The sequence below is a fragment of the Thiocapsa marina 5811 genome (assembly GCF_000223985.1).
GTDB classification, from domain to species: domain Bacteria; phylum Pseudomonadota; class Gammaproteobacteria; order Chromatiales; family Chromatiaceae; genus Thiocapsa; species Thiocapsa marina.
On record NZ_AFWV01000018.1, the window covers coordinates 19,596 to 33,314 of the forward strand.

Below are 13,719 nucleotides of genomic sequence, written 5' to 3' on the forward strand. Positions count from 1 at the left end.
CGCGGATCGCGCCGGCCACTTGTGGATTGCGCTGCGCTTGTCCACCCTACGGCGACGACCGGCGACGTGGCCGTGTTGATGAGCAAGCCCTCCGCCGGCAATCCAGGCGGCATCAGCGGAGCATCGCGTATTCGGGTGGCCTTCGGCAAGTCTATCCGAGCCGAACCGGTCCGGGTCGAGGGTGCGACGGCCGAGAACACATGCGGTTGCGCAGGGATGGCACGTCCAATCGCCGGCACCCGACGCCGCGACAGGATCCGCATCCTGTGGTCGGGCCGGGTCATGTCGTCACTTCCAACCCAATGAGCGCCCGACATTTATGAAACGTTATAACGGCATTTTACGGAACCCGCCGGAGGCCGATACGCGGGTCCGGCGCCCGCTCGAGGCGAGGCTTCCCGCACGGATCGCGTGCGCGGTCGCCTTGCTGACACCGATGACCGCGTTCCCCGCAACGGAGACCGAGCTCGCCGAGCTGCGGACGATGATCGATCAGATGAAGTCCCAGTACGAGCGCCGGATTCAGGATCTCGAATCCCGCCTCGCCAAGGCAGAACGCGATGCGGCCAAGGCCGCGACGCGTTCGGAGGAGGCCGCGGACCGCGCGGAGAAGGCCGCCGAGGTCGCGGCGACCGAGTCCCGACCCATGACCGCGCCTGTGGTCACGCCGACCGCGAGCCCGGAGTCCGGCAAGACGGTTCTCGGCGCGCTGGGCTCGGGCAACGCGTTCAACCCGCAGATCTCGGTCTTCCTGGACGGCAACTATTACCACGACGGGATCGACGGCGAGGGTGCGACGCTCGTCGGGCTCGCCTATCAACCGTCGGGCGGAGAGTCGCACAGCCACGAAGAGGACGATGGCGACGAGGGGCATGCAGGCCACATGCACGGTCTCACCGAGAACGGGTTTAATTTCCGCGAGGCCGAGATCGCCTTCTCGGCAACCGTCGACCCCTATTTCGATGCCTCCCTGTTCCTCGCGATCGACGGGGACGGCACCGTGGAGCTGGAAGAGGGCTACTTTCAGACGCGCAGCCTCCCGGCCGGCCTGCGCGTGAAGGGCGGCAAGTTCCTCAGCGACTTCGGCTACATCAATCGGCAGCATCCCCATCAATGGGACTTCGTCGATCAGAACCTGGCCTACCTCAATCTGCTCGGCCCGCATGGGCTTCAGGACACCGGACTTCAGCTCACCTGGCTCCCGAAGCTGCCCTTCTATACCCTGCTCGGCGTCGAAGGCCTGCAGGGCAACCAGGAGATCTTCGGCGCGACCTTGGGCGACGACGACCAGGCGGCGCTCGAGCTCGGCGACACCGACGACGGGCCGCGACTCTGGACTGCCTTCGCCAAGGTCTCACCCGAGATCGGGGTCAATCATGCGCTTCAGCTCGGACTCTCCTACGCGAACAACAACCAGCATCAAGAGGCTCGGGAGCACAGCCTCGAACAGGACGGCGATCACGAGGATACGCATGACGAGGATCACGCGACCGAGATCCACCGCGACGGTCTCGCCGGCGACGCGCAGCTGTGGGGTGTCGACCTGGTCTATAAATACGACGGCGGCGGTGCCTACGGGCACAAGAGCTTCAAACTACAGAGCGAGTATCTGCGTTCGATCAAGGATATGAAGACCACCTCGAGCGCCCATCCGGAGGTTCTCGGCACGCGTCGCACCTTCACCACGGACGGCCTCTATGCGCAGGCGATCTATGGATTCGCCCCGAAATGGACGGCCGGTCTGCGCTACGACGTGCTCGGGATGACCAACGAGGTCAGCGGCGGCGAGAACGCGAGCTTCGGCTCGTCGGATCGGTGGACCTTCGATGTGACCTGGAACCTCTCGGAATTCTCGCGCCTGCGCGCCCAGTATGCGCACAACGACATCCTGGTGGCTCCCGGGGAGCGCGAGCGGTTCGACGCCTTTTATCTTCAGTTCCTGGTCAGCATGGGTTCGCACGGGGCGCACGCCTTCTGAAATCGCTGAAATCGCGCCCCCCGGTACATGCAGCGGGTTCACTCGGGATCGCTGGACTCATGTGTCCGTGATCTCGGAGCCGACGCGATTTCAGGATGTATCGGGTAACCGTGGGATGGGTAGAGCGTCAGCGAAACCCATCCAGCCCGCAGCACGCGCTTCGGACCGAAACCCGACAACGCGGCGGTTTGGAGGATGGGTTTCGCTTCGCTCTACCCATCCTACTTGTTTCGGTTGTTTTTGAATCGTTCCAGAGGCGTTTTCCGGCATGCAGGGGCGGATTAAATCGCCCCGCAGCGCCTAGAGACTATGCCGAACCGTGCGAGGCACGCGTTTGATACGGGGGAGTCGTTATGTTTCAGAGTGTTCTTGTTTCGGTGATCGGGGCGCTGCTCGGCGGTCTGCTGACCTTCGGGTCAGTGCAGGCCGCCGCGCTGGATGTCGTGGCGACCAGCTCGGGTATGGGCGCCTTGGCGCGCACGGTCGGTGCCGGGCGCGCGCAGGTGACGGTACTGGCCTCGCCGGATCGCGATCTGCATAGGCTCCAGGCCAAGCCGATGATGATTCGCGCGTTGCGCGATGCGGATCTGGTCGTCGCGGTGGGGGCAGAGCTCGAGGTCGGTTGGCTGCCGGTGGCGATCGCCAGCGCCGCCAATCCGCGGATCCTGCCCGGACAGCCGGGCTATTTCGAGGCCGCGGCCCAGGTCGATCTGCTGGAGGCCGGATCGCCGGCGGACCGTGCGCTCGGCGATGTCCATCCGGTCGGCAACCCGCACGTCAACATGGATCCGGTTCGGATGGCGAGCGTTGCCTCCGCATTGGGCGAGCGCATGGCACTGCTCGATCCCGCGGGTGCCGAGACCTATCGGGCCAATGCGCGTGCCTTTGCCGCCGCGACGGAGCAGCGCATGGATGATTGGCAAGCCCGGCTGGCGGATGCACCGGGTGTGGTCCTCTATCATCGGGATGCGCTCTATCTGCTCGATCGCTTCGGGGTTCCGATGCTGGGCACCATCGAGGAGATCCCGGGCGTACCGCCGACGGCGCAGCAGATCAAGGGCCTGTCCGAGCGCCTTCAGGGTCGATCCGGTGTCGTCGTCTATGCCCCTTACGCCTCGGCACAGGCACCGGAACGCTTGGCCAAGGGCCTGGGCTGGAACGCCCGCCGTCTCGCGCTCGACCCGCCGATGGACGCCGACGGGAACGGTTATCTCGACCACATCGACCTCTGGGTGCAGACCTTGGCGCCGCCGCGTTGAGCGCAGCGCTGCTGCGTGTGGAGGATGTCGTCGCCGGCTACGGCAGACCCGTGGTCGGGCCTGTCTCGCTCGACATCGCGCCGGGCGAGGTCGTGGGTCTTTGGGGTGCGAACGGGTGCGGCAAGTCGACGCTGCTCAACGCCATTGCCGAGCGCGCCGACCTGCTGGCCGGGCGCATCCTGCGGAGACCCGGCTTGGTCATCGCCTATCAGGAGCAGACACCGGTCCGTCTGCCGAGCATGCCGGTGACCGGACGCGAGCTGCTGCGTTTTGCCGGGGCATCCATGCAGGACATGCCAGCCGCCATCCACGCCGTCTCGGGACGGCGCATCGACCGTCTGAGCGGCGGTCAATATCAGCTCCTGTGCGTCTGGGCCGCCATCGCCGGGCGGGCGGATCTGATCCTGCTCGACGAGCCCACCAACAATCTCGACCCCGAGCGGGAGGCCCTGCTGCTCGAGATGCTCGACCCGAGCCGGCTGACCCGCCGAGACGCGAGCAGTGCACAGACCGTTTCGGACCGGGGCGTTCTGCTCGTCAGCCACGAGCGTCGATTCCTCGAGGATGCCTGCTCGCGGGTCGTCGCGATCGCATGAGCGCGATCGATCTCGTTCTGGATCCCTTGTTTCGGCTGCCGTTGATCACGGGGTTGGCCATCGCGCTGGTCTTGCCGCTGATCGGGGCCTTGCTCCTGCTGCGCGACGAATGGCTGGCCGCGCTCGGACTGGCGCACCTGGCCACGGCGAGCGCACTGCTCGGACTCGCGTTCGGGCTGCCCGCGGTGCTCGGTGCACCGCTCGGCGCGCTGGCCGGCGGTGCGTTCAAATCGGTCGCGGGCGCACGCGGCAATCTCGCCTACGGGTTCATGATCCTGTTCGGGTGGTCGGCGCTCTTTTTGATCGCGGCCAACACCAGTCTCGGCGCGACACTCGGACATGCGCTCGTCGATGGTCAGCTCTATTTCGCGGGGGCACTGGAATTGATTGCCGCACTCGCGCTCGCGGGTCTTGCCGGGGCCGCCCTGCCCCGCCTCATGCCCCGCTTGCTGCGCGCACGTTTCTTTCCGCACGACGAACGTGCGAACCGCCTGCCGGCACACCGCTGGCACCTGAGCTTCGACCTCTTGACCGCGCTGGCGATGGCGATCGGGACCGCGACCGTCGGTCTGATGGGTGCCTTCGCGCTCGTCTTGGTGCCGGCTTGGATCGCCTTTCGCATTGCCCCGGGCTGGACTTGGACGCTGGTGATCTGCGCCCTGACCGGGGTCGGCGGCTTTCTTCTGGCCTACCTCGCGGCACTGGCGCTGGACCAGCCCTTCGGTCCGGTGCTGGTGGCGGTGCTGATTGCGCTGGCTGCGGCGGTCGAGACGGGGCGAGGTCTGATCGGCCGAACGCGTCTCAAACGCCCGCCGCAGGTGCGTTGAACCGCGTCTCCGTTAAACCGCGCCCAGCGCGGTATGCGATGTTTTTGGATGGGACCGGCCCCGGCAGACGTGAGGAGCGTTGGAGTCGGCGCGGTTTAAAGTTCTAAAAGGATAAAATTTTAAACCGCGTCTCCACCAAGGGTGGTGAAATCCAAAAGGCCGAATACAACATGAACATGGCGTATGTCGCTCTGGACGCGGTTTAGCAGCCCGCGTCCTCGGAGAGCATCTCGAGTGCGCTCTTGATCATGCCGTGCGCACGATAAAGACCGATGAGGGTCTTGGCGTCGGTGATCTCGCCGTCGTTGCACCAGTCGAGTGCCTGCGCCAAGGGCAGCCAGTGGATCTCGATCAGCTCGTCCTGCTCATGGGCGTGCGGCTGGCGGGTCAACCCGCGGGCCATCCAGAGGTGGATCACCTCGGTGAAGACGCCCGGCGAGCTGTGCATGCGCCCGAGATCGATCCAATCCTCCGCGCTCAGGCCGGCTTCTTCGGCGAGCTCGCGGGTCGCCGTGTCGCGCGGGGTCTCGCCCGGGTCGATCTTTCCCGCCGGGAGCTCCCAGAGCCAACCATCCGCGGCGTGTCGGAACTGGCGCAGCAGACAGACGCGATCCTGCTCGTCCAGGGCAACCGTTGCAGCCCCGCCGGGGTGACGGATGATCTCGAGCTGCACCTCTTGCCCGGAGGGCATGGCGACGCTCTCGAGGGCGACGTCGATCACCCGGCCTTCAAAGACAGGCTCGCGTTTCAGGATCCGTGCTTCTGTCATGGGAGATTCCTCAGATCTAAACCGCGTCCAGTGCGAGATGCTCATGTTCGAGCGCGCTCGACGTTTGGTGCATCCATGACCCTATGAAGGGGACGCGGTTTGAAATAATAGATTTTTTCATATGTTAAACCGCGCCGACTCCAACGCACGTCAAGTCTGCGGGGGCCGATTCCATCCAAAAACATCGCATAAGGCGCTAGGCGCGGTTGAGTCGTTTTGGAAACGACAGCCCGCAAACCCTAAACTAACGATCCGAGACCGATCCGACAAGGCGAATCGGCCAATCGCAAGGACCCCGCATGTCGACCCAAAATCCTTTCCTTCTCGCATTGACCTTCGCCGTCTACTTCGCGGTGGTCTGGATGATCGGTTGGTACGCCTATCGGCGCACCCGTGATCTGTCGGACTTCATCCTCGGCGGGCGGCGACTCGGCAGCGGTGTGGCCGCATTGAGCGCCAGCGCCTCGGATATGAGCGGCTGGCTTCTGCTCGGTCTACCCGGATTCGCCTACGCGGCCGGCTTGGAGTCGGTCTGGCTCGCCGGCGGACTCTTGCTCGGCACCTGGGCGAATTGGCGGCTGGTCGCGGCACGCCTGCGTGTCTTCAGCATGTCCTACGGCAATGCACTGACCCTGCCCGAGTATTTCGCCAACCGATTCGAAGACCGGGCCGGATGGCTGCGCGGCATCGCCGCCTTGTTCATCCTGCTGTTTTTCCTGCTCTACACCAGCGCCGGCTTGGTGGCCGGGGGCAAGCTCTTCCAATCGGTCTTCGGGCTGCCTTACCTCTGGGCGGTGGCGATCGGCGTCCTGTCCATCATGATCTACACCGCGGTCGGCGGGTTCCTGGCCGTCTCCTGGACCGATGTCTTGCAGGGGATGCTGATGGCGGTGGCCCTGGTCGCCGTGCCTTGGGTGGCCGTGTCGCAGATCGGCGATACAACCCTGGCGCTCGAGGTGATCGAGGCCGCAAACCCGAACCTCCTGGATCCCTTCACCCGCGCCGACGGCAGTGCGCTGGGCCTGATCGGCATCCTCTCGCTGGCCGCCTGGGGCCTGGGTTATTTCGGTCAGCCGCACATCCTCGCACGCTTCCAGGCCATCGCGTCGCCCCGAAAGGTCCCGCTGGCCCGCTGGATTGCGGTCACCTGGGTCGCGATCACGCTTGCGGGCGCCACCTTGACCGGTCTTGCAGGCATCCTGATCATCGAGCAGCCGCTCGCGCCCGAGGCGCGCGAGACGGTCTTCATCCTGCTCGTGGATCTGCTGTTTCATCCGTTGATCGCGGGTCTGCTCCTCGCCGCCATCCTGGCCGCGATCATGAGCACGGCCGACTCGCAGCTGCTGGTGTCCTCGTCGACCTTCACGGAGGATCTCTATCGCACCCTGCTGCGCCGCAAGGCCGGGGCGCGCGAGCTGGTCGCGGTCGGGCGGATCACGGTCGTCGTGATCGCCGTCGCCGCCTTTTGGCTGGCGCTCGATCCGGATGCCATGGTGCTTGATCTGGTCGCCTACGCCTGGGCCGGCTTCGGTGCCGCCTTCGGCCCGGCACTGGTCCTCTCGCTGTATTGGCCGCGCATGACCGGGCTCGGCGCGCTCGCCGGGATCCTGGTGGGCGGCCTGACGGTCTTGGGATGGCGGCAGCTCGAGGGCGGCCTGTTCGAGCTCTACGAGATCGTACCCGGCATCCTCTTCGCAACGCTTGCAATCGTTTTGGTCAGTCGCGCGGACAAGCGAAACCACGAGGGGCTCGCCGCGCGTTTTACCAAGGTCGAGGCCGAGCTGAAGGCACCGCCGGCATGAGCGAGCGGCCTGCGACACCGAATGCCGACCCGCCGTTGCGTCAATGGGATGATCTCGGCGAGGAGGAGCAGACCGCACTCTTGATCGAGTATGGCTATCATCTGGAGCAGCTGCCCCCGACTTGCGATCTTCGCACCAAAGTCGAGCGTCTCGAGCAGTGGCTTTTAGGTCGGCGTATCCGCTATCAGCACGAGGACTGATATCCGCGAGAAAAGAGGGTTGAAAAAGCAGCCGACAACGGGCGACGCCGTCATCGTGTCGTCATCAATCGTCAATAGAATGCGCCTCAGTCGACTTGCCCCAACCCGGCAAGGCCACGTCGACCTCGGCGAACCACGCTGCGAATTCGAGGTTTTCACCTGAACCGCGTCGACGGCGACGGCGGAAAGCCGCTGCAGGGCCGCGGCTCATTTGAAACATCCCAGATCACTCCGGACGCGGTTCAGAACACCATGACCACCATTCTTGTCGTCGACGATGAACCGGATATTCGCGAAGTCATGCGTTTTGCGCTCGAAAACGCCGAATTCCGCGTGATCGAAGCCGCACATGCGGACGAAGCGCGCAAGCTCCTGACCAACGAGAGCCCGGACCTCATCCTGCTCGACTGGATGCTGCCCGGACGCTCCGGTCTCGAGCTGGCCCAACAGCTCAAGCAGAATCCCAAGAGCCGCACCGTACCCATCATTATGGTCAGCGCCCGCGGCGAGGAAGAGGACCGGATCAAGGGTCTCGACACCGGGGCAGACGACTACATCGCCAAGCCCTTCTCGCCGCGCGAGATGGTCGCTCGCGTGAAGGCGGTCCTGCGGCGGGCGAAGACCGACGAGCCGGCGGACGAGATCGACGTCGGGGGTCTGCGCATCGACAACATCAGCCATCGCGTCACTGCCGAGGGTCGCCCCGTCGACATCGCCCCGACCGAGTATCGGCTCCTGCATTTCTTCATGACCCACGCAGACCGCGCCTTCAGCCGCTCGCAGCTGCTCGATCAGGTCTGGGGCGATCAGGTCTATGTTGAAGAGCGCACGGTCGACGTGCATGTCCGCCGACTGCGCAAGGCGCTCGAGGCGTCCGGCCACGACCGACTGCTCCAGACCGTGCGCGGTGTGGGCTATCGGTTCTCGGACAAGACCTGACACGATTGGCCGCGAAGCCAAACCCAAGGGGAGAGTCCGGGCGTCGGGCCCTGTCGTTCGAGGTGTGGCTGTTGACGGCCACGATCGTCTCGTGCATCGGGCCTTGGCTGATCGCGCCCGAATGGGCTTGGGTCGGAACGGCGTTCCTCGTCGCCTATCTGCTGCGTCATCTTTACTTGCTGACGCGTCTGGCACTGCTGATCCGGCGCCACCATCGGCTCATCCCGCCCTTTCCGCGCGGGCTCTGGGGCGAGATCTATCGCAGCATCGCCCAGTATCAGCAACGCGGTCGCAAGGGCCGCAAGCGCCAGATCCGCTTCACACGTCGCTTTCGCGAAGCGGCCAACGCGGTACCCGACGGCCTGGTCATTCTCGACAAACAGCACCGGGTCGACTGGGCGAATCCGGCCGCGGCGACCTTGATGAACGTGCACTGGCCGGAAGACGACGGTCGGCCGCTGTTCGAGATCCTGACCCATCCGGATCTCAAGGGCTTTGTCGAGACCGGCGAATCCTTGCGGCCGATGGATTTCGCCCCGGAGCACAATCGCGCCCTGATGCTGTCGCTGCGCATCACGCCCTTCGGCGAGCGCAAGCGTCAGCGGCTCGTGGTCGCACGCGACATCACCAAGATCTACCATCTGAACATGATCCGGCGGGATTTCGTCGCCAACGCCTCGCATGAGCTGCGCACGCCCTTGACGGTCATCGCAGGGTTTCTCGAGAGCCTGATCGATGCCTCGGCGACACCCCCGAACCATCGTCGGCCTTTGACCCTGATGCACAATCAGGCCGAGCGCATGCGCCTGATCATCGAAGATCTGCTGACGCTCTCGCGCCTGGAGATGTACGAGCACCCGGAGGTGCAGGAGAGCGTCGATGTCCCGGACGAGCTGCATCTGATCCTTCAAGAGGCGCACGCATTGAGCAAGGGCCGCCACGCCTTCTCGATCGACATCGACGAGGATCTCCTCCTGCTCGGCAGCCAGCCCGAGCTGCGCAGCGCCTTCTCCAATCTCATCTTCAACGCGGTCAAGCACACACCCGACGGTACCGAGATCCGTATTCGGTGGTCGACGTGGAGCGACGGCCCGGAGCTGCGCGTGGAGGACAACGGGCCCGGCATCGAGCCCGAGCATCTGCCGAGACTGACCGAACGCTTCTACCGGATCGACAAGGCGCGCTCGCGCGAATCCGGGGGCACCGGACTCGGTCTCGCCATCGCCAAGCACATCATGAACCGACATGATGCGCGCCTGCTGATCGCAAGCGAGATCGATCGGGGATCGACCTTTTCGTGCGTCTTCCCGCACGCCCGAGCGATCCCCCGCGACGAGGCCGAACACACGACCGCACCTTGCGCGGCGCCTGAACCGACAACCGAAAACCGATCGGCCGTCGGGCCCGATGGGGCCTGTTTGCATCGGAACCGAGCTGGACGTTCCGCCGCTTGTTGATGTTCGCGCGCGGGCGTAGGATTCGAAGCCGTTCCCGGTCGCAACAGGTCGCGGAGGATTCGCTGATGATCGCCTTAAGCAAAGGTCTCGCCCTAGGCTGTACTCTGGTGCTGGCCGGACTGTCCTCGGCGACGTGGTGCGCCGATCTCGACGAGATCCGGGAGCGCGGCGAATTGCGCCATCTCGGCATCAAATACGCCAACTTCGTCACCGGTTCCGGCGACGGTTTCGACGTTGAATTGGTGAAAGGATTCGCGCAGGAACTCGGTGTCGACTACGTCCTCGTCGACACGAATTTCTACAACGTCATGCGCGATCTGTTGGGCAAGGACGTGGTGCGCAATGGTTCGGAGGTCACACTCGAAGGCGACTACCCGATCCGCGGGGACATGATCGCGGCCGGGTTTACCGTGCTCCCTTGGCGCGAGCAGGTGCTGCTGTATTCGCAACCCACGTTTCCGTCTCAGGTGCTCCTGGTCGCCCGCTCGGAATCCGAGCTTTCCCCGATCGCGGGTAGCGACGACCTCTCCCGTGATATTCTTCAAACCAAGGCGCTGATCGGATCCAAAAGCCTCTTGGTGATGGAGCGGACCTGTCTCGACCCGGCCAACTACGGCTTGACCGGTGCCGGGGTCGATCTGAAGTCCTATACCAAGAGCTCGAACCTCAACGAAATGGTCCCGGCGCTGCTCAACGAGGAGGCGGAGCTGACCCTGCTGGACGTCCCGGATGCCATTCTCGATCTGAAGAAATGGGCCGGTAACATCAAGATCGTCGGCCCTATCTCGGAACATCAGGATCTTGCCGCCGCTTTTCCGAAGAGCTCGCCTGCCCTGCGTGACGCCTTCGACGACTACCTCGCGAGAATCAAGGCCGATGGCACCTACGATCGCTTGGTCGACAAATACTACCCGGGGATCCGTCGCTACTTTCCCGGGTTCTTCGAGCGCGACTCCTGAATCCGGCGTCCTCGGCGCGCAGGAGCCCCGATCGCGTCGAGAACCGCAAGACCCCTCCGATCGGGGTGACCGCGCCTTCTTCGGCGCTCGACAGACCTCCTCGGGCAGTCGCTCGGGCATCGAGCCATCCGCACCGAAATGGCCCTGCTAGGTCGACTCGCCCCGCGCTGGCCGCTCCTTTTAGCGGCCATCTTCTGCGTCTATACGCTTATTCTCCTTTGGAATATCTTCGCGGCACAAGATCTACTTAGATCAGCCGCGGACACCCGGTTGGTTGCGGACAGCCAACGCCGTGCGATCGCCGTCACCGACTTCACCGCCGAGCGCCGCAACAGTGCCGTCGACCTCGCCGAGAGCCACGAGATCGAGGCCTACCTGATCAATCTCGCTTTAGGCATGTCCTTGCAGTACGGATTGAACACCAATCTCGATGCCATCGAGCAGCGTTTCCGCCGACATTGCGAGCAGAAGACCCTGCGCGGATCGCCGCTCTACGAGCGGATCCTCTACCGCGACGAGAAGGGCGAGACACTCGTCGACCTGCAGCCCGACGCACCATCGGTGGATCTCCCGGCAGGATTCGAGCATGAATCCACGGTCTCGATTCAAACCGATTCACACCGCTTGATCGCGAGCGCCCCGGTGATCCACAAAGGGGTCTACAAAGGCGTCGTCATCACGGTCGGCACTCTCGATCAACTCGCCTGGCTGCTGATCTCGAGCGGGGACGAGGAGACATCCTCCGCACGCTATCAGGAGCTTCTCGTCGGACCGAACGGCCTGGTGATCGCACCGCCCGGTTCCGAGATCGCGGTCGATTCCGAGCTGGCGCAAGCGCTTGCGCGGCTGCCCGAGGATACCCTCCTGCCGATCGGCGCGGACCCGGATCGCCGAACGGACCGGCGGGGGGCGCGTCGGGCGGACGCTCCGGCGGATCTCGACGGGATGCTCGCGGTGCGCAGCGCTGTTGCCGGTACGCCCTTATCGCTGCTCACCTTGATGACGGAGGCCTCGGTCTACGGACATCTCAGCTCGAGGCTCTTTCTCTACACCTTGGGTGCTTTTCCCTTCGTCCTGCTGTTCGCGGCCGTCGGCTTCGATCGCATGCGGTTGCGGGCCATTCTGTTCGAGGAGAAATATGCCCGATCGGATCGTCTGCGCGACCGTCTCGAGCACCAGAACCAACGGCTCTCCGAGGAGATCGCGCGCCGCGAGGCCTTAGAGCGGGATCTGCTCGACAACACCCGTCGGCTCGAAGAGATGGCGGAATCCCTGAAGACCAGCGTCGCGCGGGCCGAGGATGCCAGCCGTGCGAAATCCGAGTTTCTGGCGGCCATGAGCCACGAGATCCGAACACCGATGAACGGCATCATCGGGATGACCGAATTGGCGCTCGAGACACCGCTGACCGAGGAGCAACGCGACTATCTCGTCGTCGTGAAGTCATCGGCCGACGGCCTGCTGATCATCATCAACGATATCCTCGATTTCTCCAAGATCGAGGCCGGCAAGCTCGCGGTCGAGTCGATCGATCTCGACCTGCATGCCCTCGTCACCGAGATCATGCGCTCCTTGCGTTTGAAGGCCCGGGAGAAACCGCTGGAGCTCCTCAGCGAGCTTGCGCCGGGCGTACCGCGCCGCTTGATCGGCGACCCGGGTCGTCTGCGCCAGATCCTCGTCAATCTTCTGAACAACGCGATCAAGTTTACCGAGCAGGGCGAGGTCGCCCTGTGCGTGGATGCACGGCCGATCGCAGAGGATCGGGTGGAGGTTCATTTCGCCGTGCGCGACACCGGGATCGGCATCTCGGCGGAAAACCAGAAGCGCATCTTCGATGCGTTCTCCCAGGAGGACGGCTCGATCACGCGTCGGTTCGGCGGTACGGGTCTGGGTCTGACGATCTCCAATCGATTGGCCGCCTTGATGGGCGGGCGTATCTGGGTCGAGAGCACCCTTGGCGAGGGCAGCACCTTTCATGTGACCCTTCCGCTCGGCGTCGGCGACAGCAACATCGCTGCACAGCAACCGCCCGAGCTGAGGGAGAAGCGCGTCTTGCTGGTCGACGACAATGCGGTGAATCGCCGGATTCTCTGTCGCATGCTTGTTCAGTGGGGCATGCAGGTGACCGAGGCACGCAACGGCCGTGAATGCCTAGCCGTCGTCGCCGATCCGGACATCCGAGCGTTCGATCTGCTCCTGCTCGACTACGAGATGCCGGATCTCGACGGTTTCGCAGTGGTCTCCGCGCTCACCCGGATCCAGCGCACGCAACACCTCGAGATGATCATGCTCTCCTCCGGGGTCATTCCCGGCCATTCCGAGCGCTGCCGAGACCTGGGCATACGTGCCCTGCTCGCCAAACCCGTCGCCTCCGACGAGCTGCTGAAGGCCGTTCAAAACGCCTTGGGAGAACGCGCGCGGGACACCGCGCACGCGTCCCCGCCAGTCCCGCCAGTCCCGCCAGCCCCGCAGTCACCGCGGCAAGACACGACGCCGCTCAAGATCCTGCTGGCCGAGGACAACCCGGTCAATCAGAAACTCATGATCCGACTCCTCGGGAAGTGGGGCCATGAGGTGACCCTGGCCAACAACGGCCGAGAGGCATTGGATCAGGTCGAACGGAACACCTTCGATCTCGTTCTGATGGACATGCAGATGCCGGTGATGGGCGGGTTGGAGGCGACCCAGCTGATCCGCGAGCGCGAGCGCGCCGACCCGACGGCGGTGCGCATCCCGATTCATGCCCTCACGGCCGCCGCGCTCCCGGAGGAGCGCGCGGCTGCATTGGCTTGCGGTGTGGACGGTTATCTCACCAAGCCGCTCGAACGGCGCGAATTGCTCGCCCTGCTCGAGCGTCTCTCGATGGCCCCTAGCGAGCGGGTAGACGCGCCTGCGTAGACCCGCAACGATCGAATTCACGACCCGAGGCGATT

The 13,719-nt window shown here is 64.5% G+C and carries 11 protein-coding genes; 10 read left to right on the forward strand and 1 reads right to left on the reverse strand.

The window, feature by feature from the left end; all coding sequences use genetic code 11:
• Positions 1-319: 319 nt before the first annotated feature.
• The 4 genes from THIMADRAFT_RS21285 (at position 320) to THIMADRAFT_RS21300 (ending at position 4,660) form a co-directional block, all read left to right on the forward strand.
• A complete protein-coding gene (locus THIMADRAFT_RS21285; protein ID WP_007195187.1) occupies positions 320-1,978 on the forward strand; it encodes a TonB-dependent receptor in 1,659 nt (552 codons plus the stop codon).
• Between the two features lie 353 nt (positions 1,979-2,331).
• Positions 2,332-3,237: a metal ABC transporter substrate-binding protein gene (locus tag THIMADRAFT_RS21290; RefSeq protein WP_007195188.1), complete on the forward strand. Its 906-nt coding sequence runs from the start codon at positions 2,332-2,334 to the stop codon at positions 3,235-3,237.
• Positions 3,234-3,833 carry an ATP-binding cassette domain-containing protein gene (locus tag THIMADRAFT_RS21295; RefSeq protein ID WP_007195189.1) on the forward strand — a complete coding sequence of 200 codons (600 nt, stop codon included), beginning with the start codon at positions 3,234-3,236 and terminating at the stop codon, positions 3,831-3,833. Before THIMADRAFT_RS21290 ends, THIMADRAFT_RS21295 begins: the two co-directional genes overlap by 4 nt.
• On the forward strand, positions 3,830-4,660 hold the full coding sequence (locus THIMADRAFT_RS21300; RefSeq protein WP_007195190.1) for a metal ABC transporter permease: 831 nt from the start codon (positions 3,830-3,832) through the stop codon (positions 4,658-4,660). The genes THIMADRAFT_RS21295 and THIMADRAFT_RS21300 overlap by 4 nt, the downstream gene beginning before the upstream one ends.
• Before the next feature lie 202 nt (positions 4,661-4,862).
• On the opposite strand, the gene THIMADRAFT_RS21305 is transcribed toward THIMADRAFT_RS21300, so the two are convergent.
• Entirely contained in the window at positions 4,863-5,429 is a 567-nt protein-coding gene (locus THIMADRAFT_RS21305) for an NUDIX hydrolase (protein ID WP_007195191.1), read from the reverse strand.
• 299 nt (positions 5,430-5,728) lie between these two features.
• On the opposite strand from THIMADRAFT_RS21305, the gene putP reads away from it, so the two are divergent.
• The 6 genes from putP (at position 5,729) to THIMADRAFT_RS25050 (ending at position 13,684) form a co-directional block, all read left to right on the forward strand.
• A complete protein-coding gene (gene putP, locus THIMADRAFT_RS21310; protein WP_007195192.1) occupies positions 5,729-7,231 on the forward strand; it encodes a sodium/proline symporter PutP in 1,503 nt (500 codons plus the stop codon).
• Complete coding sequence (locus tag THIMADRAFT_RS21315) at positions 7,228-7,431, forward strand: hypothetical protein (protein WP_007195193.1); 204 nt, start codon at positions 7,228-7,230, stop codon at positions 7,429-7,431. Before putP ends, THIMADRAFT_RS21315 begins: the two co-directional genes overlap by 4 nt.
• 252 nt (positions 7,432-7,683) lie before the next feature.
• The gene (phoB, locus tag THIMADRAFT_RS21320; protein ID WP_007195194.1) at positions 7,684-8,370 is read left to right on the forward strand and encodes a phosphate regulon transcriptional regulator PhoB; all 687 of its coding nucleotides are present in this window, start codon (positions 7,684-7,686) and stop codon (positions 8,368-8,370) included.
• Positions 8,371-8,441: 71 nt separating this feature from the next.
• Positions 8,442-9,827: a phosphate regulon sensor histidine kinase PhoR gene (gene phoR, locus THIMADRAFT_RS21325; RefSeq protein WP_007195195.1), complete on the forward strand. Its 1,386-nt coding sequence runs from the start codon at positions 8,442-8,444 to the stop codon at positions 9,825-9,827.
• 65 nt (positions 9,828-9,892) lie between these two features.
• The gene (locus tag THIMADRAFT_RS21330; protein WP_007195196.1) at positions 9,893-10,786 is read left to right on the forward strand and encodes a transporter substrate-binding domain-containing protein; all 894 of its coding nucleotides are present in this window, start codon (positions 9,893-9,895) and stop codon (positions 10,784-10,786) included.
• 138 nt (positions 10,787-10,924) lie between these two features.
• On the forward strand, positions 10,925-13,684 hold the full coding sequence (locus THIMADRAFT_RS25050) for a response regulator (protein ID WP_007195197.1): 2,760 nt from the start codon (positions 10,925-10,927) through the stop codon (positions 13,682-13,684).
• The last annotated feature ends 35 nt before the right edge of the window (positions 13,685-13,719 follow it).

What these genes read in the sequence shown, in the direction of transcription:
- THIMADRAFT_RS21285 (WP_007195187.1), top strand. Translation starts at nt 320, where the DNA reads ATGAAACGTTATAACGGCATTTTACGGAACCCGCCGGAGGCCGATACG.
- THIMADRAFT_RS21290 (WP_007195188.1), top strand. Translation starts at nt 2,332, where the DNA reads ATGTTTCAGAGTGTTCTTGTTTCGGTGATCGGGGCGCTGCTCGGCGGT.
- THIMADRAFT_RS21300 (WP_007195190.1), top strand. Translation starts at nt 3,830, where the DNA reads ATGAGCGCGATCGATCTCGTTCTGGATCCCTTGTTTCGGCTGCCGTTG.
- THIMADRAFT_RS21305 (WP_007195191.1), bottom strand. Translation starts at nt 5,429, where the DNA reads ATGACAGAAGCACGGATCCTGAAACGCGAGCCTGTCTTTGAAGGCCGG.
- putP (WP_007195192.1), top strand. Translation starts at nt 5,729, where the DNA reads ATGTCGACCCAAAATCCTTTCCTTCTCGCATTGACCTTCGCCGTCTAC.
- THIMADRAFT_RS21315 (WP_007195193.1), top strand. Translation starts at nt 7,228, where the DNA reads ATGAGCGAGCGGCCTGCGACACCGAATGCCGACCCGCCGTTGCGTCAA.
- phoB (WP_007195194.1), top strand. Translation starts at nt 7,684, where the DNA reads ATGACCACCATTCTTGTCGTCGACGATGAACCGGATATTCGCGAAGTC.
- THIMADRAFT_RS21330 (WP_007195196.1), top strand. Translation starts at nt 9,893, where the DNA reads ATGATCGCCTTAAGCAAAGGTCTCGCCCTAGGCTGTACTCTGGTGCTG.
- THIMADRAFT_RS25050 (WP_007195197.1), top strand. Translation starts at nt 10,925, where the DNA reads ATGGCCCTGCTAGGTCGACTCGCCCCGCGCTGGCCGCTCCTTTTAGCG.